The sequence below is a fragment of the Wenzhouxiangella sp. AB-CW3 genome (assembly GCF_014725735.1).
Lineage (GTDB): Bacteria > Pseudomonadota > Gammaproteobacteria > Xanthomonadales > Wenzhouxiangellaceae > Wenzhouxiangella.
Window position 1 is genome coordinate 3,569,205 of the sequence record NZ_CP061368.1, and the last position, 18,072, is coordinate 3,587,276.

At 62.2% G+C, this 18,072-nt stretch carries 10 protein-coding genes; 2 read left to right on the forward strand and 8 right to left on the reverse strand.

Annotated elements, in window-relative coordinates; translation table 11 throughout:
* Positions 1 to 68: 68 nt before the first annotated feature.
* The 7 genes from IC757_RS15415 to pyk form a co-directional block, all read right to left on the reverse strand.
* Complete coding sequence (locus IC757_RS15415) at positions 69 to 1,241, reverse strand: P1 family peptidase (RefSeq protein WP_190975164.1); 1,173 nt, start codon at positions 1,239 to 1,241, stop codon at positions 69 to 71.
* 88 nt (positions 1,242 to 1,329) lie between these two features.
* Positions 1,330 to 2,445, reverse strand: coding sequence for a histone deacetylase (locus tag IC757_RS15420; protein ID WP_190975165.1), 1,116 nt, complete (start codon positions 2,443 to 2,445; stop codon positions 1,330 to 1,332).
* Positions 2,445 to 4,454: a hypothetical protein gene (locus IC757_RS15425; protein WP_190975166.1), complete on the reverse strand. Its 2,010-nt coding sequence runs from the start codon at positions 4,452 to 4,454 to the stop codon at positions 2,445 to 2,447. The genes IC757_RS15420 and IC757_RS15425 overlap by 1 nt, the downstream gene beginning before the upstream one ends.
* A 110-nt stretch (positions 4,455 to 4,564) precedes the next feature.
* Positions 4,565 to 5,842, reverse strand: a complete 1,278-nt coding sequence (locus IC757_RS15430; RefSeq protein WP_223846162.1) for an acetyl-CoA carboxylase biotin carboxylase subunit family protein — start codon at positions 5,840 to 5,842, stop codon at positions 4,565 to 4,567.
* Between the two features lie 263 nt (positions 5,843 to 6,105).
* On the reverse strand, positions 6,106 to 8,415 hold the full coding sequence (locus IC757_RS15435; protein ID WP_190975167.1) for an NADP-dependent malic enzyme: 2,310 nt from the start codon (positions 8,413 to 8,415) through the stop codon (positions 6,106 to 6,108).
* Between the two features lie 174 nt (positions 8,416 to 8,589).
* A complete protein-coding gene (locus tag IC757_RS15440) occupies positions 8,590 to 9,612 on the reverse strand; it encodes a class I fructose-bisphosphate aldolase (protein WP_190975168.1) in 1,023 nt (340 codons plus the stop codon).
* A 217-nt stretch (positions 9,613 to 9,829) separates the two neighbouring features.
* Positions 9,830 to 11,266, reverse strand: a complete 1,437-nt coding sequence (pyk, locus tag IC757_RS15445) for a pyruvate kinase (RefSeq protein WP_190975169.1) — start codon at positions 11,264 to 11,266, stop codon at positions 9,830 to 9,832.
* A 152-nt stretch (positions 11,267 to 11,418) separates the two neighbouring features.
* Here pyk and IC757_RS15450 point away from each other — a divergent pair, with 152 nt between their 5' ends.
* Positions 11,419 to 15,000: a PAS domain S-box protein gene (locus IC757_RS15450; RefSeq protein ID WP_190975170.1), complete on the forward strand. Its 3,582-nt coding sequence runs from the start codon at positions 11,419 to 11,421 to the stop codon at positions 14,998 to 15,000.
* On the opposite strand, the gene IC757_RS15455 is transcribed toward IC757_RS15450, so the two are convergent.
* Positions 15,001 to 17,046 (reverse strand): alpha/beta hydrolase family protein, encoded by a 2,046-nt coding sequence (locus IC757_RS15455; protein ID WP_223846163.1) that lies wholly within the window; start codon positions 17,044 to 17,046, stop codon positions 15,001 to 15,003. It lies immediately after the preceding gene.
* A gap of 123 nt (positions 17,047 to 17,169) precedes the next feature.
* Between IC757_RS15455 and yghU the strand changes: the two genes are divergently transcribed.
* Positions 17,170 to 18,048, forward strand: coding sequence for a glutathione-dependent disulfide-bond oxidoreductase (gene yghU, locus IC757_RS15460; RefSeq protein ID WP_190975171.1), 879 nt, complete (start codon positions 17,170 to 17,172; stop codon positions 18,046 to 18,048).
* The last annotated feature ends 24 nt before the right edge of the window (positions 18,049 to 18,072 follow it).

Below are 18,072 nucleotides of genomic sequence, written 5' to 3' on the forward strand. Positions count from 1 at the left end.
GCCGATCACCCGCCCAGGCCGTGATCGACCGGATGCCACCCGCTACTACCCCCCCCACCCCCTCGGGATTACTTGAGCAGGTCCACGACCCGCTCAACCGGCAAGGCTTCGATGATACGACCCTCGTGGCCGGTCATGGTCTCGGCGGCAAACAGGGAATTGAGAATGGCTTCCTCGGTGGCCTCGATGGCGGCCAGGAAAAGCGGTGTCATGGCCGCGTTGGACAGCTCGGTGAATGCGTGACGGTCGCGGCCATCGTGCTTGATGCGCACCTCCTCGGCGGTGGAAAAGGCGATCACGTAATCGCCCGAGCCGTTGGACATGATGCCGCCCACTCTTCCTACGCCCAGCAGCGCCCTGCTGGCCAGGCGTTCGAGGTTGCGGGCGGTCACCGGTGCGTCGGTGGCAATGACAATCATGATCGAACCATCGGCATCCTCGTCGTATTCGGTCGGAGAGCGGTCAGCGTTCTGGCCGTTAGGACGCTCATACGGCACCTTGTCGGCCAGATAGTGATTTCCCAGCCGCTCGCCGACTCGCACTCCGTCGATGGACAGCACGCCACCGAAATTCGACTGCACCAGCACGCCCAGTGTGTAGCCGCCTTCCGATGCCGGAAGGACGCGAGACGCCGTACCGATGCCGGCCTTGAAGCCCAGCGCTCGTGTGCCGGTGCCCGCGCCGACGTTGCCTTCTTCGACCGGCCCGGTGCGTGCTGCATCGATGGCTTTATGCACGTGCTCCGGCCTGATCACACGCGCACGGATATCGTTGAGATAACCATCGTTGGTCTCGCCGGCCACGGCATTGACCGAACGCACCGCTTCGTTGCCGTCGAGATTCAGCACCCAGTCGGCCAGCCCGTGAGCGGCCTGGTAGACGCTCAGGGTGTTGGTGAGCGCGATGGGCGTTTCCAGCTCGCCGAGCTCCTGCACCTGGGTGAATCCGACCGCCTTGCCGAAGCCATTACCGACATGGACAGCCGCCGGTACGCGCTCGGTAAAAGGGTTGTGATCATGGGGCAGGATGGCCGTGACCCCGGTGCGAATGTCGTCGCCTTCGAGCACGGTGTAGTGACCCACCTCGACCCCGGCCACATCGGTAATGGCGTTGTGTTCGCCGGGCGTGAGAATGCCGATCTCGATACCGAAATCGCGGGGACGGTCCGTCTCTGCGACCGTGTCTGAGTGGATGCTGGTCATGGCAAGCAGGGTACTGATGAGAAAGACTGGTTTGTTCATTGACTGGTCATGCCCTCGTGGTCAAACGTCGATATCCGGAATGTTTCGGCAGACTTGTGGCTCATTATGCATCGCGACTGATCCGATTTCAGCGTGCCAGACCGGGTACGGTTCTGGCGAAGTGGTCGCGCGCACGGCGCACCGCCGGCAAGCCGGTGCGGGTGGGCTTGATCGAGGGAAGGTCGGCATCGGGATCGAGCAGGACATGTATACATTGTTCCAGCGCCTGGCGCATGGGATTGATGTGATACCCCCCTTCCAGCACCATGGCCAGACGCCCCTGTGCATGGGTTTCGGCCAGGTCCTGCAAGCGCCGTGTCAGGTGAGCGTAGACCGCCGGGCTGAAGCGACAGGCCAGGTGCTCGCGAGTGCCATCGAATCCGGCCGAGACGAGGATCAGCTCGGGACGGAAAGTTTGCGCGGCGGGCAGGAGAATCTCGTCAAATGCCGCCAGCACGGCGCGGTCTCCGGCACCAGCCGGCAGGGGCACGTTCAGCGTGGTGCCCTTGCCGCGACCGCGGCCGATGAACTCGAGTGGTCCGCTGCCCGGATAGAACGGCGCCGACCGGTGGACATCGAAGAACAGGACGCTCGGGTCGGCAGCAAAAATCGACTCGGTGCCGTCACCATGGTGGATGTCCCAGTCTACAATCAACACGCGATCCATACCGTGTACCGCCCGGGCGTGACGGGCGGCCACGGCCACGTTGTTGACCAGGCAGAAGCCGCGGTAAGTTGCGGCAAAAGCATGATGTCCGGGCGGGCGCACCAATGCGAAGGCGGTCTCGGCGCGTCCGTCGCACACGGCGTTAACCGCTTCGACCGCCGCGCCGGCGGCGCGGGTGGCCGCATCCACACTGCCCGGCGATACGGCCGTGGTGTCGATCGACAACATGCGGCTGCGCCCCCTCAGAGCCTCGAGACGACGCAGATGCACTGGCGTGTGGGCGCGCAGTATCGTTTCGGCATCGGCCCGTTCCGGCTCGATCCAGGCGATGCGTTCGTCGGTAACGCCCCGCAGGTACTCGACCAGCGCCGACAGGCGTTCCGGACGTTCGGGGTGCTTCCATGGCGACTCGGCCACCAGGGGACCGAGCAGCGCTCGGAGCTTGCGCGCATGATAGTCGCGAATTTCCGGCTCCAGCCCGGGCGGGCGATGCGCCAGCATCTCGTCGTGATAAACCAGGGCCAAGCGGGCGGCCATCAGCTTAAGACCACCTCGTGCCAGGCCTTGTCCGCCGCCCAGCTATCGCGCACGGCATCGGCGATAGCGCCGACGATGTCATCGGAAACGGCCAGTGGATCGCCCAGGTCACGCTCGTTGTAGTGGAAGACATAGAGCCGGGCACAGAAATGCTCGAATGGCAGCGAGGACTCACCGGGAATCTCGCCGTTTCCCCGGGTGGAGGTGACAATGCCATTCCCCCAATCCTGCCGCCCCTCGTTGTTGGGATTGTAGAAATACACCCGCATCACGCCCTCGGGGTCTAGGGCAACGCGCTGTATGGCGATGGCGTGCCAACCGACGAACTGGCCGAAGGGGTCGGTGGCCACGATCCCGGCCGGCTGCGGGTAGATCAGCTCGGCGCCATCGTTGTAATAGGGATGATAGGCGGCATGGAAGCGCCGTATGAAACCGGCGAAATCGATCACCGCCCCGGTGGCGTATTCAATGGTCGTGGCGAATCCGCGGTGCACCCACCAGCCATGGAACTCGGGGTTGATCCAGCGATGACCGTCCTCGCCACGCCCGGCGATGCGCCGCCCCATCTCCCAGTAGATCTTGTCCAGGTGCGGCACCAGCAGCAGGGAGACGATATCGAGTTCGGTGTGAAAATCATCGATCAGGCCCTCGGTCAGTTCGCTGGAGCGAATCAGGTCCCCTTCGAAATGCAGGTCGATCTCGCCATCGCGCGCCGCCCAGGTCACCAGCTCCAGCAGGAATCCGGGGTCGCACTGCGCCCACAAGCTGATGGCGCGGGCCGACTGGCAGGTGGGATTGTTACCCTGGCTCACGCCCAGCGGCAGGCCCAGCACGCTGATCACTCCGGCCAGCAGCAGGCTGCGCCCGGACGGCGGGTTGTCATGCCCGAACTCCTCGCGCAGATGTTCGGAGACATCCGGCAGCGGATCGAGCCGGGTCAGCCGCCACAGGGCATGCGGCACCGGCGGGAAAAAGAGCATCCCGCGATCAAGCAGGTTGCTCAGGCCCTCGATGCACTGGGCAGTCTCGGGCCAGACCGCCTCAAGAATCAGGGCACGAGACAGGTCTTCAAAAGCATCCAGGCTGTCGGCGCCGACATTGTCCAGCCCCATCGCCAGGGCCAGGTCCCGCTCGCTTCCGCTTTCGGCCAGATGGCGCAGCAGGGCGCCATGGGCCGGGCAGACCAGGCCTGTGGCATTCATCGTTTCGCCCAGCGCGACCAGTTCCTCCTCGCGGCGCTCGGTCGAAAGGGCCTGGAAGGCAACAACATAATCGTCGACCTTCCCGGCACTCAGTTCAGTCGGCCCGCGACAGGCCGACACGAGAAAACGGGCACGCTCGACTGCGTCACTGTCGGGCAGGTCGCGCTCTAGCAGGCGTTCGACCTGGATCAGCAAATGGCGAACCGGTGCGATGTCGATCGGCCGCTGCTCGAGAATGCGATCGGCCTCGCCGACCAGGGCCTGGATCACGCGGCTGCCACCGAGCCGGTCGAGCTCGAAAGCAAGCAGATTGCGCACTGCCTCACGCTGAGCACCCGCGGCTCGGGCCGCCTCGGAATGATCGACCAGCATCAGATCGAGGTTGTGCACCAGGCTGCGCTCGAGAAAGTCACGCGCGGCGGCGGCATCCATTTCGGGATGCTCGTGAGTTCCCTCGGCGATTGCCAGCATTCGCAGACGGCTGAGTGATTCGACAGCGATGGCTTCCGGCGTGCCGGTCAACGATCCGCGTGACAGCTCCGGCTGCAGCCGCGCCGGATGATCCCAGTCACTGCCGGCAAACACACCCGCTGAGTCGAAACGACCGGCATGACCATGCAAGTGCTCGGCACCGCCGGGCAACCTGAGCAGGCGAGTCGTGGCATTGAACAGACGGGGCAGGTGGCCGGCACGGGCAAAGTCGGAAACCGTCGCCAGCGTGTCGAGGGCATGCTCGAACTGCTCCACGGCCCGGGCCAATTCGGGGTTGTCATCCACGCCCTGCCCCTGGAAGCGCTGGTGCATCATGGTACCTCTCCATCCTTCGCGTCAGCCGCAAACGGCAATGCACTCATTATGCCCCGGCCAGCCCCTGTGCGATGGGGCCCGGGACAGGTGCAACAGTCGGATCGACCAATCTATACGTAAAAGTCCAGGTCTTCCTGATGCCTGAGCAGATCGCGCATGGTGTGGGCGTCCTCACCGAAGAAATAAACCAATCCCCAGTGGGTGCCGAAAGCTTCGCGTTCGGCCACGACTTCGTTTTCCAGCGGGTAGAGTTCATGACTCTCGAAGTAGGGATGCTCGGCGGTTTCTTCCGGAAAGGCCAGCTCGCTGACCACGCGCCGGCGCGGGAACACGCCGAAGCAGCCGGCATGCCCCTTGGCGCCCTTGACGGGCTCGGGGAAGAAGGCATCGACTTCTTCCTTCGTTGACTTCGGATCGAACACCACGGCCGAGGCCTGATAGGCATTGAAACCGTAGGCACGCTCGATCAACTCAAAGGCCTTGAATCCCGGCGGTCGATAGGCCACTTCGCCGAAGTACATGGTGCCGTCGGAAGTCACGAAGTACTCGGGATGAATCAGGCCGAACTTGATATCGAAGGCCTTGATCAGCTTTTCGATTTCCCGGGTGATGGCGTCTCGCCAGCTTTCGAGTTCCGGCGTGGCCGGCACGAATACCGAATAGCCGAGGGTGACGTACTCGGAAATATTGAGAAACTTGATCTCGCCATCGTGAATCCAGGCTTCGACGGCGAACTCCCAGCCGTCGAGATGACTTTCCATCAGCAGCGGGAAGTCGGTATCGGGAATCGAGTCGATCTCCTCGGGAGACCGGATCACGCGATGACCAAGACAACCTGCCTGGTCGAAGGCCTTGAGATGAATGGGGTCATTGGGGTCGCCGTCGAGCTTGAGCAGTGTCTGGTTGACGCGACGCAGAAAGCGGTAGACATCATCGCGATCATGCGCTTCCTCAAACACGCCGACACGGATGCCACCGAGGTGGGCGCGGCGCTTCATCAACGCCTTGTCCCGAAACAGAACGGACTGACCGTGCAGGCGTGGATTGCCCATCAGCACCGAATTGATCGCCCCGGCCCACTCCACCGTTTCCTCGAACAGCGGGATGGAGACATCGACACCTTCCTTTTTCAGGGTCTCGGCAATTTCCAGCGAGCGCTCGTTGATCCGTTCGAAATCCCATTCCAGGAACGGAATGTCGTTCTCGCGCGCGTAATCGGCCGCCCAGGACGGGGCTACCACCACGTAACGCCGGTCAAAGCGCTCCATGGCATCGATGGCGTTCAGGCTCCAGCCAAGCAAGGCGATATACCCCTTGTCGGGATTCTTTTCCACGCCTTTCGAACGAATGGGACGCTGAACTGCGCCAGGCTGATTCTGCTGAATCATCTACTGACCTCCAATTCTGCGATGACTGACTCCACGCTAACACGCACAACGTGAAATTTTCGCAACTTGCCGCTAATTGACTACATACAGCCGCACAAAAATAACATTTGACTCAACGGAAGCGTCCGGGAAAAGATCGATGCCGGACCACTCCCGCAGAGCTTTGACGTCATTGATGCAAGCTGCGCTTCACCGTCGGCCGGGGATCACAAGACCTTGCGATGTGCGCCAGAGAACACTCAACATCTGGCCCGCGAGGTTGCTCAGCCGAACAATTCCCCGGTCTTCTGCCGGCGCCGCTCGTACTGCTGGGCCTCGACCACGGAAATGGCGGTCATATTGACCACGCGGCGCACGGTCGCGGAAGGAGTCAGCACGTGGGCCGGGCGGCCGATGCCCATCAGGATCGGGCCGATGGTCACCCCGCCGCCGATCACACGTGCCATGGAGAACGCGATATGGGCGGCATCCTGATCCGGCATGACCAGCAGGTTGGCCGAACCGGTCAGCCTGGAATTGGGAAAGATGCGTTCGCGGATCTCGGGCACCAGCGCGGCGTCGGCGCGCATTTCGCCCTCGACTTCCAGCTCCGGTTCCATCTCTCGTACTTTCAGCAGCACCTGGCGCATCTTCGAGGCTGAAGGGTTGACGTGACTGCCGAAGTTCGAGTGCGAGCACAGTGCCACCTTGGGCGTAATGCCGAACATGCGCAACTTCTTTGCCGCCTTGATGGTCAGCTCCGCGAGCTGGTCGACCGTCGGGTCGGGGTTCACATGAGTGTCGAGCACAAACCAGGCGCCGTCGTCGTTGGTCATTGCCGAGAGCGCGCCGAGGGTATTGCTGTTCTCGCCCAGGCCGAGCACTTCGTGGATGTATTGCAGCTTCTTCTGATAACGACCCACCACGCCACAGATCAGCGCATCGGCCTCGTTGCGATGCACCATGATCGCGGCAATCACTGCCGTGCGGGTGCGTACGATGGCCTTGGCCGAATCGGGGGTGACTCCCCGGCGCTGCGTGATCTCGTGAAAGGTCTGCCAGTACTCTTTGAAACGAGGGTCGTCCTCGGGATTGACCAGTTCGAAATCCTGGCCCGGTCGGATACGCAGACCGGCCCGCTCGATTCTCATGTCGACCACCTTGGGGCGGCCAATGAGAATGGGCCTGGCCAGGCCATCGTCGACGATGGTCTGCACGGCACGCAGCACGGTTTCTTCCTCGCCCTCGGCGAACACCACGCGCCTGGGATCCTTGCGGGCGGCATCGAACACCGGCTTCATCAGCAAACCGGTCCGGAATACGTACTGGTTGAGCCGCTCGCGGTAGGCTTCAAGGTCGTCAATGGGGCGCTGTGCCACGCCTGAATCCATGGCCGCCCTGGCCACCGCCGGCGCCAGGTGAACCAGCAGACGCGGATCGAAGGGTTGCGGAATAAGATAGTCCGGGCCGAACTTGGGCGCCTGGCCACCATAGGCCTGGGCGGCCACGTCGGATGCTTCCATGCGGGCCAATTCGGCGATGGCATGCACACAGGCCATCTTCATTTCGTCATTGATGGCCGTCGCCCCCACATCCAGCGCGCCGCGGAAGATGTAGGGGAAACACAGGACGTTGTTGACCTGGTTGGGAAAATCGGATCGACCGGTGGCAATCAGCGCGTCCGAGCGCACCTCGCGGGCCTCGTCCGGCATGATCTCGGGCACCGGATTGGCCAGCGCCAGGATGATCGGCCTGTCGGCCATGGCCTTGACCATTTCGGGTTTGAGGACCCCCGGACCGGATACACCGAGAAACACGTCGGCATCGGTAATGACTTCTCCGAGCGTGCGCGCATCGGTGTCGGCGGCGTAGCTTGCCTTGCGCTCGTCCATGTAGGATTCGCGGCCGGTGTAGATCACGCCCTCACGGTCGCAGACCACGATATTCTCCCGTCGCACCCCCATGGTGACCAGCAGGTCCAGGCAAGCCATGCCGGCCGCGCCGGCACCGGAAGCCACCAGGCGGATATCCTTCATTTCCTTGCCGACCAGCTCCAGGCCGTTGACCAGGGCAGCGGCGGCAATGATCGCCGTGCCGTGCTGATCGTCATGGAAGACCGGGATATTCATGCGCTCCTTGAGCGCCTCCTCGACCTTGAAGCACTCGGGCGCCTTGATGTCTTCCAGGTTGATGCCGCCGAAGGTGGGCTCCAGGCTGGCAATGATGTCGATGAGCTTGTCGGGGTCTTTCTCGTCGATCTCGACATCGAACACGTCGATATCGGCAAACTTCTTGAACAGCACCCCCTTGCCCTCCATGACCGGCTTGGAGGCCAGCGGACCGATATCGCCCAGGCCCAGCACCGCCGTACCATTGGAGACGACCGCCACCAGGTTGCCCCGGGCCGTATAATCACGCGCCTTGTCGGGTGTCTCTGCGATCTCCTCACTGGCCGCGGCCACGCCCGGCGAATAGGCCAGCGCCAGGTCCTTGGCCGTGGTCAGCGCCTTGGTCGGCGTGATTCGAATCTTGCCCGGCACCGGATAACGGTGATAGTCGAGCGCCTGTTCTCGGAATTTGTCTTTGTCGGTCATGGGGTGGCCTGATGGCAGGTTGGTTTGGTCTCTAATGACAGGGGCTTCGATTGGCGCTCTGCGATTCGGGACCCGGGACCCGGCCTCTCTTTTCCGAGTCACGAGTCCCGAGCCCCGAGTCCCGACACGCCCGATCAAGAATCATGCAACGAACTTCAACAACCACCTTGCCAACTACGACTCTTCGTCCTCGCTCCACTCGCCCAGGGCGGCCAGGCCATTCATGCGGGCGCGGTGGGCCAGGATCTTCTGGGCCTTCTCGCGATGGCCTTTCGGGTCGGCGGCCCAGGTTTTCAGGCACTGGGCCTGAAGGGCGCGACCGTAGGAGAATGACAGCGGCCACGGCAGGCTGCCCATCTTGTTCATTGCATCCAGGTGGGCGGTGGCCTCGATATCGCCCTGACCTCCCGACAGAAACACGATGCCGGCGGTCGCGGCAGGCACCGAGTTGAGCAGGCAGTCGAGCGTGGCCTCGGCCACTTCCTCGGTGTCGGCGCGTTCAGTGGCATTGGAACCCGAAATCACCATCGAGGCTTTCAACACCGTCCCTTCCAGCAGCACGTTCTGCTCGTAGAGTTGATGAAACAGAGTCTTGAGAGTTGCCTCGGTGACATCGTAAGAGGTATCAAGGTCGTGGTCGCCGTCCATCAGCACTTCCGGTTCGACGATGGGCACGATGCCGGCTTCCTGGCACAGGGCGGCATAGCGGGCCAGCGCATGAGCATTGGCTTCCAGGCAGGCACGGGTGGGCGCATCCTCGCTGATGCCGATGACCGCGCGCCACTTGGCGAACTTTGCACCCAGTTCGGCGTACTCGGCCAGTCGTTCGCGCAGACCATCGAGGCCCTCGGTGACCTTTTCGCCATCAAAACCGGCCAGTGCCTTGGCACCCTTGTCGACCTTGATGCCCGGCAGGATGCCCTGCGATTCCATCAGCTTGACCAGCGGCGTGCCGTCAGCCGTGTTCTGGCGAATGGTTTCGTCAAAAAGAATCGCTCCGGAAATGTGTTCACCCAGCCCGGGAGTCGAGAGCATCATCGAACGGTAATCGAGGCGGTTCTCCTCGGTGGACTCGACACCCACGCCGTCAAAGCGCTTCTTGATGGTGCCGGTGGATTCGTCGATGGCGAGAATGCCCTTGCCGGGCGCTACCATCTGACGGGCGATTTCAACGAGTTGTTCAAGCTTGTCGATCATGACGGTCCCTGATGCGAAGGTGGTTTGGAGTTGGGCGAAATCAGGCCGGTATTGTAGCCCGCCGAGCCGGGGAGTTCATCTGTTCGAGCGGCTGGAGGGGGAGAGGAGGAGAGGAGGAGAAGAACAGCAGTGCCCATCCTCTTCCGTCTTCCGTCTTCCGTCTTCCGTCTTCCGTCTTCCGTCTTCCGTCTTCCGTCTCCCGTCTCCCGTCTCCCCTCTACCCCACCTCTCCAGACACCGTCAGTATCTTCATCGTATTGGTGCCACCCAGCACGCCCATTTCGTCACCCAGGGTCAGCAGCACGCGGTCGCCGGGCTGGATCAGGCCGGCATTGCGCACCCGATCCAGCGCAAGTTGCTGAATCTCGGCCGCCGGTTCGTCGCCGGGGGCGAAAAAGAGGGGCTGCACGTGCTGGAAAAGGCGCATGCGGCGCAAGCTGAAACGATTGGGCGAAAGCGCGATGATCGGCACCGGAGAGCGCACCCGGCTAAGCCACTGTGCGGTCGAACCGGATTCCGTAAGTGCGATAATGGCCGTAAGCGGCAGCGAGTGAGCCGTGACCATGGTGGCCATGGCAATGGCCTGATCGATGCGTTCGGCACGCACGTTGAGTCGCCGGATCGGTACATGAGCCTCGACATGGCGTTCGGCCCCGAGACAGATGCGGCTCATCGCCTCAATCACCTTGACCGGATGACGACCGACCGCGGTTTCGGCCGACAGCATGACCGCATCGGTGCCGTCGATCACGGCGTTGGCCACATCAAGCACTTCCGCGCGGGTCGGGATTGGCGACTCGACCATGGACTGCATCATCTGCGTGGCGGTGATCACGGCACGATTCTGTTCCAGCGAAGCGGAAATGATGCGCTTTTGCAAACCCGGCAGCTCCTCGTCGCCGATCTCCACGCCCAGGTCGCCTCGCGCGACCAGCACGGCGTCGGAAGCATCGATGATGGACTCAAGATTCTCGATGGCCTCGGCGCGCTCGATCTTGGAGACCAGCGCAGCCTGCCCTCCTGCCCGCTTCATCAGGTCGCGTGCCTGCTCGATATCCTCGGCGCTGCGCGGAAAGGATACGGCCAGGTAGTCGACCTGCCATTCAGCTGCACGTTCGATATCGCGCTCGTCGGCTGCCGACAGGCCCGGCACGGAAAGACCACCGCCGCGCAGGTTCAAGCCCTTGCGATCAGACAGCTTGCCGGCCGTCAGCACGGTGCAATGAATCTCGTCGCCGTTGACCTTCTCAACGCGCATGGCCATCAGGCCATCGTCGAGCAGCAGCTCACTGCCCGGGCGAACATCGTCGACCAGTCCCAGGTAGGCCACGCCCACGCCACTCTCGTCACCGGCGGGTGGATTCTCGCGCGCATACAGCGTGAAGGGCTGACCGGGGACGAGTTCCACGGCGCCTTCCCTGAAGCGGTCAATACGGATCTTTGGACCCGACAGGTCGGCCAGCACGGCGATATCGGTATCGAGCTCCCGGGCGGCAGCCCTCACCATGCGAATGCGCCGAGCATGCGTCTCGGCATCACCGTGTGAGAAATTGATCCGGACCACGTCACAACCCGCGGTGATCAGACGTTCGAGCACCTCCGGTTCATCAGTGGCCGGCCCCAGGGTGGCAACAATCTTGGTTCTTCGGCTCATGTCGTCTAGTGTAGCGCTGCCGCTCACCCGGATGGTCACTTCCGGGTCGCGCGACCTTTTCGCCAATGACCCACGGTGGTATTGTCAGAGTGGCGGGGAAGGATGTCTCTTGCGCCGGTATTGTATCGGGGCAAAAGGCCTATGGAGTGACCATGAAAGAGTCGCGTCACGACACCGAGGTGCGGCGGCAGCGGAAGCTCGAAGAGTACCGTGTGCTCGACACCGACAACGAGGCCCTGTTCGATGAACTGGTCAGGCTCGCTGCACAGGCCTGTGACACCCCCATGGCCATTGTCAGCCTCATGGATGCCGATCGCCAGTGGTTCAAGGCATCGGTGGGCATGGACATCGACAGCACGCCGAGAAAGATAGCCTTCTGTGATCTGGTTATTCGGCAATGCAGGAACCTGGTCGTGGATGATGCCGCCTTGGACCCCCGCTTTATCGACAACCCGCTGGTTACGGGAAAGCCCAATATCCGATTTTATGCCGGCGTACCGCTGCTTGCAGCCGACGGCTCGTGCATCGGCACCCTGGCAGTCATGGATTCCGAGGCCCGGTCCATTGAAGCGCATCAGGTGCATACGCTGCAGGCCTTTTCCAAGCTGGCCATGCATGCCCTGGACCTGCGCCTGACCCGACTGGCACTCAAGGACAGTGCCGACGAGAAGCAGCATCTGCTCGATAAGCTCGACAAGAGCCAGTGGCTGATGGATATCGCCCGGCGCGCTGTCAGGCTGGGCGGATGGCATGTTGACCTTGCATCCGAGCAGATTACCTGGAGCGAACAGGCAGCCGTCATACATGAAGAGCCACCCGGGCACTCACCCAGGGTCGACGAGGGCATCAATTATTACGCCCCCGAACACCGTCGCAAGATCCGCGAGGCCTATACGTCCTGCGCGACCCGCGGTGTGCCCTTCGACGAAGAACTGCAACTGATAACCGCCAGGGGCCGTCGGCGCTGGGTGCGAACCATCGGCGAGCCCGAGCATGATCCGGACGGCAGTATCATCGGCGTACAGGGCGCCATCCTGGATATCTCCGAACGCAAGCGTACCGAAGAGGCCCTGCGCCTGTCGGAGGAACGCTACCGACATGCCGCCGAGGCGTCCCAGGCCGCGCTCTGGGACTACGACATGATCACCGGCAAGGTCAGCTTCTCCGAGACCTTTCGCAATATGCTGGGCTACGCACGCCTGGAAGACATGCCCGACACGCTCGAGGCCTACATGCAGCTGATGCACCCGGAAGACCGTGACCGCGTGCGTGAGAAGGCGGACAGGATGGTCGATCGCGCAACCGAGGACCGGGCCACGGCCCAGTTCCGCTTGCTGACCCAATCAGGCGATTATCGCTGGGTTGAGTCCAACAGCAAGGTGATTCGCGACGAACAGGGCCGCGCTATTCGCCGGCTGGGATCGACGGTGGATATCCACGAACGCCGCTTGGCCGAGCAGCAGCTGCGTGAGCAAGCCGAGCGCATGCGCGGCGTTCTGGAAACCGCCTGCGATGCCATCATCACCATCGACGAGTACGGTGTCATGGAAACAGTCAACCCGGCCGCCACCGAGATGTTCGGTTACCGGGCCGAGGACATGCTGGGCCAAGGTATCAGCATCCTGATGACCGACAGGTATCGACGCTTGCACGACGATCACCTCAAGCGTTACCGGGAAACCGGCGAAGCCCGAATCATCGGATCCCCACAGCGTCTGGAAGCGCGTCGTCGCGACGGGACTGCTTTCCCTATAGAGCTGACTGTCGGTGAGGTCCATCTGCCGGAACGGCGCATCTTTACCGGATTCATCAGTGACGTCACTGAACAGGAGACGGCCCGCTCTGCACTGGAAGACAGCGAAGAACGCTTTCGTGCTGTCGCCCGCGCCTCCACCGACGTCATTTACGACTACGTCATGGAGTCAGGCGAGCTGTGGTGGAGTGACGGACTGGAGGCCGCTTTCGGCTACACGCTCGAGGAAGCGGGGAATGACATTCAGTTCTGGATCGATCATATTCATCCAGACGATCAGGACCGGACCATTGCCTCTCTCGAGGCTGCCTTCGAGTATCGAGATCAGGAATGGTCTGCCGAGTATCGGTTCCTGCGCAAGGATGGACGATACGCACAGGCGACCGACAGCGGAGTGATCATTCGGGGCAAGCCGGGCAAACCTGATCGCATGGTTGGTGGCATGAAGGATGTCACCGAGCAGCGCGTTGCTCGCCGCAAGCTCGCCGAGCAGGCCGAACTGCTCAACAAGGCCCGGGACGCCATCTTCGTGACCGACCTGGAAGGAACGGCAACCTACTGGAATCACGGCGCCGAACGACTGTACGGCTGGCAGGCGCACGAGATCCAGGGAAACACCATCCTCAAACGTGTCTTTGCCAGCCGTGACGATTGGGACCAGGTCCTTGCCCGGTTGCTCGAAGCGGGTGGCTGGGACGGGCAGATGCGGCAGCTCCATCGCGACGGACATGAGCTCCAGGTACAGTGTCACCTGACCCTGGTGCTGGACAAGTCCGACCAGCCCCGCTCCATACTGGCTATTAACACGGATATCACCGAAAAAATCGAGCTGGAGGAGCAGCTCAGGCAGGCCCAGCGGCTCGAAGCCATCGGCCAGCTTACCGGTGGCGTGGCACATGACTTCAACAACCTCCTTACCGTCATTCTGGGGAATGCCGAGCTGCTCAGCGAAACGCTGGAAACCGGCAGCACGCAAAAGGGAATGGCCGACCTGATGCTGTCGGCCGCCGGCCGCGGCGCCGAGCTGACCAACCAGTTACTGGCCTTCGCCCGCCGTCAGGCGCTGGAGCCGAAAGCAACCGATGTGCTGAACCTGGTGCAAGCAATGCAGCCTCTGCTGCGCCGTTCCATTCCCGAAAACATCGAAATCCGTATCAGCCCCGAACCCGACCTGTGGCTGGCCGAGATCGATCCCGGACAACTTGAATCGGCCCTGCTCAACCTGGCTTTGAATGCCCGGGATGCCATGCCTGAGGGTGGCCGCCTGTCCATCACGATCAGCAATTCTGTACTCGATGGCGACTACACGCGCCAGCATGCCGACGTACTGGATGGAGAGTATGTTCAGGTGGCCGTGACCGACAACGGACAGGGCATCGGGGCCAAGGACCAGTCGCGGATCTTCGAACCCTTCTTCACCACCAAGCAAAAGGGCAAGGGTACCGGACTGGGCCTGCCCATGGTCTATGGCTTCATCAAGCAATCACGCGGCCATATCGCTGTCTATTCCGAGCCAGGCATGGGGACAACGGTGCGCATGTACCTCCCACGCGCTTTTGGCGAAGCCAGCAAGGAGCAGACAGACGATGCGGAAGGAGTACTGCCGGGTGGATCGGAGCGCATACTTGTCGTCGAAGACGATGAGCTCGTGCTTGAACATGTCAGACGCCTGATTTGCCAGCTTGGCTACGAAGTCGCGACCGCAACGTCAGGCGACGAAGCGCTGCAACTGGCGCGCAGCGAGCAGGAATTCGACCTGCTGTTTACCGATGTCATCATGCCCGGCGGTCACACGGGCCCGGATCTGGCCCGCGAGATTCGGCGCATCCATCCCGACCTGCGTGTCCTGTTCACCTCCGGCTATACCGAGGATGCACTGACCCTTGAAGAATCGGACCGACCTTCTGCCCGTCTGCTGCAAAAGCCCTATCCAAAGGCCGTCCTGGCACGGGCACTGCGCGAGGCACTCGACAAGCGGTGATCATCCTTCTCCGGCAGACAAGTCGTGGCGCTCGAACCAGGCCAGGATATTGTCGATCTTGGCGATATGACGCGTCGGGCGCCGGTCAAGGCCGTGGGCGGTGTCGGGCATGCGAATCATGACCGTGTCAACGCCGCGCAGTTGCAGTGCCTGGTAGTACTGCTCGGTCTCGCCGATGGGCGTGCGGAAGTCATCCTCACCGGTCATCAGCAAGGTCGGCGTGGTGACATTGCCGACCAGCGACAGCGGCGAGCGCTGCCAGTAGTGCTCGAACTCTTCCCACGGCTTGCCCGGGAACTGGTGCGTGATCTGATTCAGATAGGTGTCGCCGGTCAGCACCTTTGAAATCCAGTTGATGACCGGGTTGATGGCAGCCGCGGCACGGAAGCGGTCGGTCAGGCCGATAGCATAGGCAGTGGCAATGCCGCCGGCCGATCCACCGGTGATGAACAGTCGTTCCTCGTCAATGAATCCCTTGTCGATCATGGCATCGACACCCGACATGTGATCGCCGAAGTCATCTTCGGACGAGTACTTGTATTCCAGCAGCATGCCGAACTCGGTGCCGTATGAAGCCGAGCCCCGGTAGTTGTTGTAGAAGACCACGTAACCCTCGGCCGCGTAGCGCTGCAGTTCGGCGGAGAAATGCGGGCCGTAGGCCAGGTGCGGACCGCCGTGGATCTCCAGGATCAGCGGATACTCTTTGTCGGGATCGAAATCCGGCGGGGTCAGGTACCAGCCCTGAATCTGGGTACCGTCGGTGGACGACTCGTAGACGACCTCGTGGACTTCGGCCATGTCGCGCTGGTCGAACAGGTTGCGATTGAGATCGGTCAGTTGCCGGCTGCGTCCGCGACGGTCAATCAGATGCACGTCGGCCGGTTGCTGCGCGGTACCCTGAGTGTAGGCAATGGTGCCGTTGTCGGCGACTGAGAAACTGCCGCTCAGGTAGGGCCGACCCACGGCCACGCCGCTGAGTCGATCAATGCGGTTGGTGATGCGGTCGCGCAGGTCCACGCGAGCGACCTTGCGCTCACCGCGATTGTCATGGCGAAAATAGATCGAGGAGCTGTCGGCAGCCCAGACCGGGTCGCTCATGGACCTATCCAGAGACTCGCCGAGCAGCACCAGGTTATCGCCGTCGGCATCGATCACGCCCAGCACGGACTCGGTGTACTGCTGGTTCTGGTGATCGTCGTGCTCGAAGGCAATGCGTCGGCCGTCCGGCGAGACCGCCGGCGAGCGGGCGATGCCGTCGAGCTCGGTCAGCTGTTCGATCTCGCCACCATCGAGGCTGACGCGATAGAGGTTGGACTGGTTGCGCTCGTACTGCCAGTTCTCGCCGCGATTGGCCGAGAACACGATGACATCGCCCTCGGGCATCCAGGCCAGCCGGCCTTCATGGTCATAGTCCCCCGAGGTCAGCTGGCGGGCCGCGCCACCGGTGGCTGAAACAACGAAGACATGTGAAAACCCGGGCTCGAGATAGCCGCGCCCATCCCAGCGATAGACCACCGAATCAATCACGGTGACAGGCTCGGCCCAGTCCGCGCCTTCAGGTGCCGAGGGCGGGCTGGCCAGCGCCGGCTTGTCGGCCGGGACACGCATGGAAAAGGCGATCTGCTCGCCGTCGGGCGACCAGGCAATGGAGGACGGTGACTCGGTCAGACCGGTGATCATGGCCGTCTCGCCACTGTCGAGCCAGCGCACGAATAGCTGTGCTTTTCCCTTGCCGTCATCAGCCACGTAGGCCAGGCGCTCGCCGTCTGGCGAAAAACGCGGGGATGAATAGCTCTCTCGCCCGGACAATAGCGGGCGGTGATCGCTGCCGTCAGCACCGACCATCCACAGGTTGGTACGGATCCGGTCGGTCATGATGTCGTAGAGCGAGCGCACGTAGACCACCCGGGCACCATCGGGAGCAATCTGCACCTCGCTGGCAAACTGCAGGTCAAACAGGTCCTTGGAGGCGAAACGACGGTCATCGGCGATTCCAGTCGTCGCGGCTAGCATCGTGGCCAGCAGGGCGATTAAGCGAAGGTGCATCGGACGAACTCCGGTCATTGGTTTCAGACTGGCGCAGTCTAACCCGACTACCGCGCGGATTCTGGCCATGCTGTCGACTCGCACCGTGTACGCTTGGCACTGTTTTTAGCGGTTTAGCGAGTCATGAGCACAAGCAACAGTGATTACCAGCCCCCTCGCGTATGGCAATGGAAAGCCGAGAGCGGCGGACAGTTCGCCAACATCAACCGTCCGGTAGCCGGGGCCACACATGAAGCAAAACTGCCTGTCGGAAGGCATCCTTACCAGCTCTACTCACTGGCCACACCCAATGGACAAAAGGTCACCATCCTGTTCGAGGAACTGCTGGCGCGGGGCCACGAGAATGCCGAGTACGATGCCTGGCTGATCGATATCAGAGAGGGCACGCAGTTTTCGTCCGGCTTCGTTGACATCAACCCCAACTCCAAGATCCCGGCCATGGTCGACCATTCCCTGGAAAAGCCATTGCGGGTATTTGAATCAGGCGCCATCCTGCTCTATCTGGCAGAAAAGTTTGGCGCCTTTCTGCCCGAAGCGCACACCGAGCGCACGCAGTGCCTCAACTGGCTGTTCTGGCAGATGGGTTCGGCACCACTTCTGGGTGGAGGTTTCGGGCATTTCTATGCCTACGCCCCGGAAAAGATCAGGTACGCCATCGATCGCTATGCCATGGAGGCCAAGCGCCAGCTTGACGTGCTTGATCGCGAACTGGCCGACAGGGAATACATCTCCGGCGATGCCTACACCATCGCCGACATGGCCATCTGGCCCTGGTACGGCCAACTGGTGCTGGGGCGGCTCTACGATGCGGCCGAATTTCTGCAGGTCGAGTCCTACGAGCATGTGCAGCGCTGGGCCCACATGATTGATTCCCGGGAAGCCGTTCAGCGCGGCTGCATGGTCAACCGCATCAGGGGAAAGCCGGAACGACAGCTGCGCGAACGCCACGATGCCAGCGACTTCGAGCATCGCACACAGGACAAGATCAACAGCCAGGACTGAGGCATGCCCCGGGATGCCGTGCGC